This window comes from Lishizhenia sp., assembly GCF_033720595.1.
Taxonomy (GTDB): Bacteria; Bacteroidota; Bacteroidia; order Flavobacteriales_D; family Crocinitomicaceae; genus Lishizhenia.
The window spans coordinates 1-11616 of the sequence record NZ_JAWWCF010000087.1 but is presented as its reverse complement, the minus strand read 5'-3'; the positions used below and the strand labels follow the sequence as shown (position 1 = coordinate 11616).

Here is an 11616-nt window from a genome sequence, read left to right as displayed (position 1 = left end):
CAATGGGTTTTATTACCTAGGAGCCTTACAGGTCGAGTATGATTCGGACAGTGTATATCCACAAGAACTAGAGGTGTTAAGTCCGAATGGTGGAGAGTATTGGCAAGCTGGTAGACCAGTTGATATAAGGATGAGAAATACCGTGCAAGAGGATGTGGTTTTGTCATGTAGTTATGATGGTGGAACAAATTGGAGTACCATAGATACCTTAGTTCCATTTACTGCTGAATATGCATGGACAGTTCCCAATTCTCCTTCTCAGCAATGTGTTGTTAAAGCAGAGAGTCTGACCCAGTTTGATGAATCTGATAATTTGTTTGAAATCGCAGATACGGAAGATACCTGTAGAATTGTTGTGATAGGTTCGTCGACTGCTGCAGGTGCTGGATCGTCTGTGCAAGATAGTGCGTGGGTGTATCGATATAAACATGAGTTATACAGAAGGGATACTCGTTATGAGGTAGTGAATTTAGCAGTTGGTGGATACAATACTTTCAAGTTAATTCCGAGTGGAACATCTATACCTTCTGGGGTGAATCAAACGATAGATGTAAATAAGAATATTACGGCGGCTTTGGTTTTGAATCCCTCAGCAGTAATAGTAAACCTTCCGTCTAATGATGCTGCAAATAATTATGGAGTAGATATGCAGATGTATAACTTTGATTTAATGAATCAAGCAGCAATTCAACAAGGAGTACCTTTGTATGTTTGTACGACCCAGCCGCGAAATTTTTCAGATCCTGCTAAAATTCAAATTCAACTAGAGACACGAGATTCTATTCTGGAGGTGTATGGAAATTACGCGTTAGATTTTTGGACAGGTACTGCAGATACAAACTATCATATTTTGCCGCAATACAATTCGGGAGATGGTGTTCATTTAAATGATAAAGGGCACCGTGTATTGTTTGATGTAGTAATGAGTTCGGGGGTAGATCAGGAATGTCCTATGGACTACGTTGGATTAAAAGATGAAGCGTTAGATCAATCGCTGATCGTGTATCCTAACCCGTTTTCAATGGAGCTATATGTTCGGTCGCTTTCTGGAATAGAGGGGGTGGTTACATGGCGATTGACAGATTTGAATGGAAGCTTGGTATTACAAGGTCGCGATGTTTTAATGGATGGAAGTATTCAACTGCTTGAGTCTAAGAATGGACCGTTAAAAAGTGGGATGTATATTTTACATGTGGAAATAGCGTCGAAAGATAAAGGAGTTGAAACATATGCTTTTCCATTAATTAAAGTCGATTAAATATCTTATATTCACTTTTTTTAACACATTAACATAACAATCTTATGCTAGGACTACTACTTATTTATTTCATTGGAAAAAACTACATGAAGCTCGCTGAGCAATTTGCAAAATCGAAATGGTTGTTTGCCATTTTGGGTGTTATCAGCTATTATGTGGGGACATTTGCTGGAGGTTTTATAGTAGCCATTATTATGGCTTACACCAATCCGGAATTTTTAGATAATAGTTCTGATTATATCTGGTCGTTTATCGGATTACCTTTCGGTATTGGTTCAACGGTTGGTTTATATCATATATTAAAGCGTTCTTGGTCTAAGAACACGCAGCCAAATGTTGAAGTGATAGATCAATATTAATAGAAGTACTAAAACGAAGGTGGTGTATTAGTTCATACGAACGTACACCACTTTTTTTGTTTCAAAGAATTCACCTTCAAAGAAATCTGCTAGCTCAAAGTATTCAGTATGTCGTTTTACAGGTTTCATTTCTTCTCTTAAATCACCACCTTTTAAGTAGAACACGCCATTAGGATAGGCATTTTTGTCTTGTTTGTCGAATTTATTGGTAATCCATTGTAAGAATTTAGGCATAGCTGTAACGGCTCTTGAGATTACAAAGTCATATTTATCTTTGATTTGTTCGGCTCTTGAATGCGTAGCTTTTAGGTTGGTTAACCCGATAGCATCTGCCACCTCTTGAACTACTTTAATTTTCTTTCCGATAGAATCAACCAAATGGAATTCACAATCTGGGAAAAGAATAGCTAATGGAATACCTGGGAATCCTCCTCCACAACCTACATCAAGTAAGCGGGTTCCTTTTTTAAATTGAATAACCTTGGCAATCCCCAATGAATGCAATACGTGCCTTTCATAGAAATTATCTACATCTTTCCTTGAAATTACATTGATCTTCTCGTTCCATTCTTGATATAGATCTCCTAAAGCTGCGAATTGTTCGATTTGCTTTTGGGTTAACTCTGGGAAATACGATAAGATTAATTGCTCGTTGTTCATGCTTTGATTATTTGAGACGACAAAGATAGTCAATACAATTTGTACCCACGCAAAAATAGACCAAGTGATGTGCTTGATTTCTAAATTTTAAAAAGTAAAAAGGGATGTTTATTTGGGAAAGAAAAGAGAGCCGATGGAGGGACTCGAACCCCCGACCTGCTGATTACAAATCAGCTGCTCTAGCCAGCTGAGCTACATCGGCATCTAATCAATATTTCAAAATCTTTCTCCGATTGGATATGTGATTTTCGAGCGGCAAATATAAATAAAGAATACGGATTGAAAGCAAACTTTTTTGAAGATTTTTTAAAGAATTTTTCATTTTTATTTTAACTCTTTGAAAATCAATAATGAATGCTTCGATTTTTTTTCTTAATCCCAAATCCTTGCTTAAAGCGGTCTTGGCTTAGGGATGGCAGCGGTGGCCCAATCTCCAAGCTCCTTGGGGAGAGGACTATAGCGGAGAGCCCTTTTAAAGCTCCGATTTTGATTCAAAATTCAAAAAATACAGGGAATAAAAAAGGTCAGCACTTGGCCAACCTCTTTTGGTAAATCTATGTTTGGAAAATCTTTAAGTTATTCTATTTGCGAAAATTATTGGGACTCCATTCTTGATTCTCAACTCTTAATTCTGCATTCTTAACTCTATATGTGGTCCTTCTTTTCTTCCATCATGTTTGCCAAGAACTCTCTTGCTCTAAAAAGTTGAGCTTTTACTGTTCCTAAAGGAAGATCCATTTCTGTGGCTATTTCATCGTAAGATAACTCTTGGAAATAACGCTTTTCAATCAAGTCTCTATACCTTGGTTTTAATTTACGTACCACTTGACGCATCATTTTTACCTTCTGCTTTTTCATGATGACTTCCTCTGGGTCTAATCCTTCAGATTCGAAGTCCATTCCAACACTTTCACCATCTTGGTTACTGTAGGCATGGTCCATAGAAGTCACTTTTACGCGCTTTTTTCGGATGAAATCGATACAGTTGTTCGAAGCAATTTTGAACAACCATGTAGAAAATGCATAGCTTGGAGAGTACTGTTCTAATCGATTAAAGGCTTTACCGAAGGCTTCAATGGTAAGGTCTTCTGCATCGTCGTTGTTTTTAATCATCTTCAACAACATGTAGTAAACAGGCTCCCTGTATCTGTCCATGAGTTGGGCATAGGCATTCTGGTTTCCCTTTTTGGCCATCTCAACCAACTGTAAGTCAACTTGACCTTTTTCTGACAGATTATTTCCTACTTCCATGTTCTTGCGTTCGATTTTTCACTCGTGTAGTAGATGACCGGTGCTAAAATTGCATAAAAGACATCCCAAAGCGGGAAGGCCCAAGCAAAGGAGCGCTCGTTCAACTTACTTAAAATAGCACCTTGTACAATCCATTTAAGGGCAATTAAACTTCCAAAAATGATGAGCACAAGCCAATTCAGTTTAAAACTTAAGCACAAGATAAGGAAAGAAGTGTATAGCAAAAGGAGGGTAGTGGGATAGATTCCCAACATTAGTTTTTTGAAAACTCCATAATGTGCCGTGGTTGTGAAGTGTCTAGACTTTTGTCTGAACCAATTTTGCCATGAATTTTCTGCTGTTGAATACGCAAAAGCATCTTTATTGATGCAAATTGTATAGTTTTTCTTTTTAGCGGCACTTTGTACAAAAAGGTCATCATCACCAGAGGGGATTTGATAATGACTTTTAAACCCTTTGTTACTTTCGAACAAGGATTTTGTGTAAGCCAAATTTCTTCCCACGCCCATATACGGAACTCTTGCTTTGGCAAAACCAAGGTAGTTCATAGCAATCATGGAAGTGTCGAGGCGAATAATACGGTTGAGTAATCCTTTTTCCTTGTGGTAAGGACCGTAACCTAAAATCATACTTTCTTTTTCACCAAACTGCGCTGCAATATTCTTTAACCATTGGTTGGATGCAGGTTTGCAATCTGCATCTGTAAATAGAAGATGTTCGTATTTGGCCCCCTTTACACCTATAGTAAGCGGTAGTTTTTTACCGATGTTAAAGTGTTTGTTGGGTTCTAATTCAATAACGCGAAGGTTATCGAACTCCTTTTGGAAAGCTCTTAAAATGAATTTTGAGTTGTCTTTACTCTGATGATTAACAACAATTACCTCAAATTCTGGATAATCTTGAGCAAGTATGTGCGGCAAGTTATTGAATAGGTTATCCTCCTCATTGCGCGCAGCAATAATAATACTCAAAGGCTGATAGGCATTTGAAGGAGTTTTATCTTTATGTAGTAGTACACGTAAATAAATGAACAACACCCAAATAATTTGGATGAAGGCCATGGTGCAAAAGAACAGAAAAATGTAACTCCCCAGATCATAACCTAATTGGGGCATTAACTTCATACAGTAGTTTGTTTACAACAAAGATGATACAGATGTTTAAATACAATTATCTTTGTGCCGAATATTTTTCAACATATTTATGCACTTTACACTTCAAAAGAAAGACGAGAAAACCAAAGCAAGGGCGGGAGAACTCAAAACGGATCACGGAACTATACAGACTCCTATCTTTATGCCTGTGGGTACTGCTGGGACGGTTAAGGGTGTTCACCAACACGAGTTGGACAAAGAAATTAAAGCCCAAATCATCTTAGGTAATACTTACCATTTGTACTTGAAACCTGGTCTTGAAGTAATAGAAGGTGCAGGAGGTTTGCATAAGTTTAATGGATGGAACAAACCTATTTTGACGGATTCGGGAGGTTATCAAGTCTATTCTTTGTCAGGACAGCGCAAGATTAAAGAAGCTGGAGTAAAGTTTCAATCGCACCACGATGGGAGCTACCACTTTTTTACACCAGAGCGCGCCATAGATATACAACGTACAATTGGTGCGGATATCATTATGGCGTTTGATGAATGTACACCATATCCTTGTGATTATTCCTATGCCAAGAAAAGTATGCACATGACGCACCGTTGGTTGAAGCGTTGTTTTGAGCAGATGGACAGAACAGAGCCTAAATATGGTTATGAGCAAGCCTTATTCCCTATTGTTCAGGGAAGTGTTTATGAAGATTTAAGAGAGCGAAGTGCTGAGAAAATCGCTTCTTTTGATGCCGTTGGAAATGCTATAGGAGGTTTAAGTGTTGGAGAACCAGACGAAGAACTATACAAAGCAACCGATTTGGTGTGTGGTATTTTACCCGAGGAAAAACCGAGATATTTGATGGGGGTAGGTACACCCGTGAACATCCTTGAGTGTATAGCTATGGGAGTTGATATGTTTGATTGTGTAATGCCAACACGTAATGCACGACATGGAATGTTGTTTACCTCTGAAGGGATTATCAATATTAAAAATAAAAAGTGGGAAATGGATTTTTCTCCTTTGGATCCTAATGGAACAGCGACCGTGGATCAAGTGTACTCTAAATCTTACGTGCGTCATTTAATTCGTTCGAATGAATTTTTAGGATTCCAGATTGCCACAATACACAATTTAGCCTTTTATTTAGCGTTGGTTACCGAAGCTAGAACTAGAATTTTAGATGGAACTTTCAGTGAATGGAAGGATAGGATGGTTGTGAAATTGGCCAATCGCTTGTAATATGTTGAAAAAAATAGACAGATATATCATTAAAAAGTACTTGGTTACTTTCTTCTTTATGTTGGGAGTCATCATGATATTGTCTGTTGTTTTTGATCTGTCGGAAAGGTTGAGTGAATTCATTTCAAACAAGGCTCCGATTTCTGAAATACTCTTTGATTATTACCTCAATTTTGTATTGCACTACGGTAATTTATTTTCACCACTAATTATTTTCTTGAGCGTTATTTGGTTTACGGCAAGAATGGCGCAAGATTCGGAAATCATACCTATAATCAATAGTGGAAGACCGTTTAGAAGGTTGTTGAGACCTTATATGATTAGTGCGACGGTATTGATGATAATCTCTTTGTTGCTGAACCATTTAGTATTACCCATTGCCAATGAGAAAAGGTTGGCTTTTGAAGAAGGTTATTATAGAAATGCCCGCTATGTAAGCGACTATCACGCCCAGTTTCCAGGCAATAAAATAGTTTACTTTAAAAGTTATTATGGTGAGCAAAATAGTGCCAATGGATTCACTTTAGAACAGCGAGACGAGAAGAATGAGGTGGTAGCTATTTTAAGAGCAAAGAAGGCTACCAATGCAGATACGTCCAACTTATGGGTGTTTAGAGATTATTTTATCCGTAAAGTGGGGTATCCTAATGATTATATAGAGGAAGGAGCCAAATTAGATACAGTTTTACCCTTTTATCTTTCAGAAATGGCCCAGCGAGAGAGCGTTGTAATGACTATGGGCTTTCATGAAATTAAAGAATTTATTCAAAGTGAAAAGGATAAAGGATCACCCAATATTGCCGCTTATGAAATTGATTTTTATCAACGAACGAGCTTGCCCTTTGCTACCTATGTATTGACTCTCCTTGGATTAGCAGTGTCTACCGAAAAGAAAAGGGGAGGAATTGGGGTGAGTATCGCTATTGGGTTAGGTCTAACCTTTGTTTACATCTTCTGTATGCAGATTACCACTGTAGCTGCAGTAAATGTTGGGTTTCCAACCTTGTTAGCTGTTTGGACACCGAACATACTCTTTACTTTTATTGGTTTGTACATGTACCAAAAAGCACCTAAATAAGGAGGTGTAGATTATAGTACTTACTTCTATTCTCAACTAAAAAATCTATAGTATTTGTAGTAAGTAGCTTTCAAGAACCAATCATTAAAAATTTATTTTACGCCTTGTCTTTCGATAAATATGTTTACTTTTCGTGACGAAATACGTTTTAATTGTGTTGAAATGCACTTTTAACTTGAGTAAATAGGGAAATTTCAATTTGATCAACTAAAGAAAAACTTGCTCAAATTGTTGGGGTTCAAAATTTTACAAGAGGGTTGTAAGTGTTTTTTTTCCGTTAAACGAGAAAGAAATTAATTATTAACGTAAAAAACCTTTATCAGTATCAATGGACTAAAACAAAACAATAACTACATCAAGGGGGGGATACTTTATAAAAAATGATTCAAAAATAATTGGTATCCCGCCAGAAAAATTTTACCTACTACAAGCTTTTTAGAAAGTTAAATTTTACATCAAAACCTGTAATTAAAACTAAATTTAAAGTACAGGCAATGAAAAAAATCTTTGTTTTTTTACTACTCCTTCTTACAACGATGGGGTACAGTAAGATTCCTATAACCACCGCTTCCTCCGGGAAACATAATGCATTACTTTCGGAATCGACCTTAGTTAAAGGAAATGAAACATCTGCAACAATTAGTGCTTCTGCAGCTATTGGTGTTACAATTAATATTGATAATCCTATAAGCTGTAATGGAAGTGCAGATGGTCAATTAACAGCCACTCCTTCAGGAGGAACGGCGCCTTATACGTATCTATGGGATAACGGAGCGACAACAGCTTCAATTTCTGGATTGGTAGCAGGAACGTATCAAGTAGTTGTTACAGATGACCTTGGAGCTACGGCAAATGCCACAGTTACATTATCGAACCCAACTATTTTATTTCCTTTGGTGTCTGCAGCAACTAATGTAAGTTGTTTTGGTGGAGCTGATGGTTCAGCAACCGTTTCAGGATACGGGGGGACAGCTCCTTACTCTTACGCATGGAGCAATGGAGCTTCTGCAGGAACAGCATCAGGATTATCTGCGGGAATTTATAGTGTTACAATTACTGACGCAAATGGTTGTTCAACAAGTACAGCTGTGTTAATTACAGAACCAGCTCAATTGGTAGCAGATTTTAGTATTGATAATAATGTTACTTGTAATGGTAATGCGGACGGTCAGGCAACCATCACACCTACAGGAGGAACAGCCCCTTATACGTATTTATGGGGAGATGGATCTACTACTGCAACACTTTCTAACTTAGATGTTGGAACGTATTCTTTCACCGTTACAGATGATAATTCTTGTACGGCAACCAATACAGTAACCATTACAGAGCCAGCGGTTCTGGATGCAACGATTTCAACTTCTACAGATGCTTCTTGTAATGGAGCTTCCGATGGTAGTGCAACTGTTGTGGCTACAGGAGGGACAGCACCTTATACTTACCTTTGGGATAATGGGGCAACAACTGCTACAGCTTCTAGTTTAGCGGCAGGAACATATAATGTTACGATTACAGATGCAAATGCATGTACAGCCGCAACCTCAGTTACAATTACAGAACCAACCGTATTAGGAGTTACTACAGTGGTTGATTCTAATGTAAGTTGTTTTGGTGGTTCAGATGGAGGAGCTACGGCTACACCAACAGGAGGAACTACTCCTTACACATACTTATGGGATAATGGAGCAAACACAGCAAGTATCTCTGGAGTTACGGCTGGAACTTATACCGTTAATATTACAGATGCGAATGGATGTACCATTCAGGAAACGGCTACAGTTACTGAGCCAACAGCTTTGACTTCTTCTATTACTGCAACAACGAACGTGAGTTGTAACGGAGCTTCTGACGGAGCAGCAACAGTAACTGCAGCAGGAGGAACAGCACCTTATACTTATTTATGGGATAATGGTGAAACTACTGCTTCTATTTCTTCAATAGTAGTTGGTACATACAATGTAGTCGTTACAGATGCAAATGGATGTACTTCAACTGCATCAACAACAATTACTGGACCTGCAGTATTGGTAGGGACAACAGTTGTAGATGCTAATGTTTCTTGTAACGGAGCTTCTGATGGAGGAGCAACAGTTTCTGTAACAGGAGGAACAGCCCCTTATACTTATTTATGGGATACTGGAGCTACAACAGCATCAATTACAGGGTTGATTGCTGGTACATATAATGTGATTATTACTGACGCAAATTCTTGTACTGCAACAGCATCAGTTGTGATTACAGAACCAGCTGTATTAACAGCGGCAGCGGTAGTTGATGCAAATGTGAGTTGTAATGGAGGTGCGGATGCATCTGCGACAGCATCTGCAACAGGAGGAACAGCACCTTACACATATTTATGGGATAATGGAGCTACTACAGCTACAGCTTCTGGTTTGGTTGCAGGTACATATAATGTGACTGTTACCGATGCGAATGCTTGTACATCATCAGCTTCAATTACCATTACAGAACCAACGGCTTTATTAGCAGCTACAGTATTAGATGCAGACGTAAGTTGTAATGGTGGTTCTGATGGTGGAGCAACTGTAAATGCTTCTCAAGGAACAGCCCCTTATACTTATTTATGGGATAACGGAGCAACTACAGCTTCAATTTCAAACGTAGTAGCGGGAACGTACAATGTTATCGTAACAGACGCAAATGCTTGTACGGCTATGGCTTCAATAACAATTGCAGAGCCAACAGTACTTGTTGCCTCAACAGTGGTAGATGCAAATGTTTCTTGTAATGGAAACGCTGACGGTGAGTTAACAGCATCTGCAACAGGAGGAACAGCACCTTATACTTACGCATGGGATAATGGTGAAACTACAGCAAATATTACAGGACTCGTAGCGGGAACTTATACAGTTACCATCACAGATGCTAACAATTGTACTGCTACTTCAACAGTAACAGTTACAGAACCTGTTGCATTAGGAGTAACGGCAGCGGTAGATGCAAATGCTACATGTAATGGAGCATCAGATGGTGGAGCTACTGCTTCAGTTACAGGAGGTACTGCACCTTATACTTATCTATGGGATAATGGAGCTACGACTGCTTCAATTACAGGTGTAGTTGCTGGAACTTACAATGTTGAAGTTACAGACGCAAATGGATGTATTGAAACAACGACGGTTACTATTACTGAACCAGCATTGTTAGTAGGAACAACTACAGTAGATGCTTCAATAAGTTGTAATGGAGCTTCAGATGGTGGGGCTACTGTTTCTGCAACGGGAGGAACAGCACCGTATTCTTACTTATGGGATAACGGAGCAACTACAGCAACTATAGCAGGAATGCCTGCAGGAACTTATAATGTAGACATCACTGATGCGAATGGGTGTACAGCAACTACTTCAGTTACTATTACTGAACCAGCTGTATTAACAGCATCTGTAACAGTGAACAATGATGTATTGTGTTTCGGTGCTGCAAATGGTTCTGCTACGGCGGTGGCTACTGGAGGTACTGCACCATATACATATGCTTGGGATAACGGAGCTAATACAGAAACAGTTTCTGTTTTCGCAGCCGGTACTTATAATGTTATTATTACGGATGCAAACGGTTGTTCGGCGACAAGCTCAGTGACAATCAATGAACCTGCAATTTTAATTGCTCAAACAGTTTTAGATGCTAATGTTAGTTGTAACGGTGCATCAAATGGAGGGGCAACAGTTTCTGCAACAGGAGGAACTGCACCTTACACTTACCTTTGGGATAATGGTGAAACTACAGCTTCTGCGGTAGCTTTAGATGCAGGTATTCACTCTGTAGTGCTTACGGATGCAAATGGATGTACAGCGAATGCTTCAATTTCTTTAACAGAACCAACAGCCTTAACGGTGACTGCAGTTCTAGATAATGATGCAAGTTGTCCTTCTGCAACAGATGGAGGCGCAACAGCAACAGCTTCAGGTGGTGTTTCACCTTACACTTTCTCATGGGATAGTGGAGCAGCTACAGCTTCTACAACAACTGCAATTGCAGGAACAAATACAGTTACAGTTACAGATGCAAACGGATGTACAGCAACGGCGACAGTTACAGTGAACGCTGTTAACCCAACAGACGATGCTACATTTAGTTTTACTGCAGCTTCTTACTGTGCTGATGCAGGAAACGTTTCTCCAACCATCACAGGATTGGCAGGAGGAGCCTTTACAGCAACTGCAGGGTTGGTGATTAACCCTATTTCAGGAACGATAGATGCCAATGCTACTCCAGCGGGTACATACACTGTAACTTATACAACTAATGGACCTTGTCCTAATTCAACATCAGTTGATGTAACAATTAATGCAATGGAGGATGCAAGCTTTAGTTATGCGTTGCCTTTAACTTGTTTAGATGATGTTAACCCACTTCCTACAATTACTGGAAATACAGGGGGTACGTTTAGTTCAACGACAGGAATAGCATTAGACGCTGCAACTGGAGAAATAGATTTACAAAACTCTATGGCCGGAACTTATACCATAACTTATACAACAAATGGTACTTGTTCTTCATCAGCGACTTATTTGATGGCACTTGTAGCTCCAGATACTGCTGACTTCACATATGGTCAAACAGATTTCTGTTTATACGATGCAAACCCAACAGTTACTTTTAACGGTACTTTAGGGGGGACATTTACTTGTCCATCATCTGATTTAGCTGTAGAT

Annotated in this window: 7 protein-coding genes, 1 tRNA gene and 1 pseudogene; 5 read left to right on the top strand and 4 right to left on the bottom strand. The window is 38.9% G+C overall.

Translation table 11 applies throughout. The features are described from left to right. Positions 1 to 1258 (top strand): GDSL-type esterase/lipase family protein (locus R3333_RS07790; protein WP_318958225.1); only part of this gene is annotated, 1258 nt, incomplete at its 5' end. A gap of 44 nt (positions 1259 to 1302) precedes the next feature. Then, a complete protein-coding gene (locus tag R3333_RS07785; RefSeq protein ID WP_318958224.1) occupies positions 1303 to 1617 on the top strand; it encodes a hypothetical protein in 315 nt (104 codons plus the stop codon). 27 nt (positions 1618 to 1644) lie between these two features. On the opposite strand, the gene rsmG is transcribed toward R3333_RS07785, so the two are convergent. From rsmG to R3333_RS07765, 4 genes are all read right to left on the bottom strand, one after another. After that, positions 1645 to 2277, bottom strand: a complete 633-nt coding sequence (gene rsmG / locus R3333_RS07780; RefSeq protein WP_318958223.1) for a 16S rRNA (guanine(527)-N(7))-methyltransferase RsmG — start codon at positions 2275 to 2277, stop codon at positions 1645 to 1647. Positions 2278 to 2405: 128 nt separating this feature from the next. Beyond that, positions 2406 to 2479 (bottom strand) — tRNA-Thr (locus tag R3333_RS07775). Between the two features lie 443 nt (positions 2480 to 2922). Further along, positions 2923 to 3528 (bottom strand): RNA polymerase sigma factor, encoded by a 606-nt coding sequence (locus tag R3333_RS07770; protein ID WP_318958222.1) that lies wholly within the window; start codon positions 3526 to 3528, stop codon positions 2923 to 2925. Beyond that, on the bottom strand, positions 3519 to 4652 hold the full coding sequence (locus R3333_RS07765; RefSeq protein WP_318958221.1) for a glycosyltransferase: 1134 nt from the start codon (positions 4650 to 4652) through the stop codon (positions 3519 to 3521). Before R3333_RS07765 ends, R3333_RS07770 begins: the two co-directional genes overlap by 10 nt. Positions 4653 to 4731: 79 nt before the next feature. Between R3333_RS07765 and tgt the strand changes: the two genes are divergently transcribed. From tgt to R3333_RS07750, 3 genes and pseudogenes are all read left to right on the top strand, one after another. After that, a complete protein-coding gene (gene tgt, locus R3333_RS07760; protein WP_318958220.1) occupies positions 4732 to 5862 on the top strand; it encodes a tRNA guanosine(34) transglycosylase Tgt in 1131 nt (376 codons plus the stop codon). A gap of 1 nt (position 5863) precedes the next feature. Continuing rightward, positions 5864 to 6940 carry an LptF/LptG family permease gene (locus R3333_RS07755; protein WP_318958219.1) on the top strand — a complete coding sequence of 359 codons (1077 nt, stop codon included), beginning with the start codon at positions 5864 to 5866 and terminating at the stop codon, positions 6938 to 6940. Positions 6941 to 7434: 494 nt separating this feature from the next. Next, positions 7435 to 11616, top strand: a pseudogene (locus R3333_RS07750) (hypothetical protein); the annotation flags it as partial.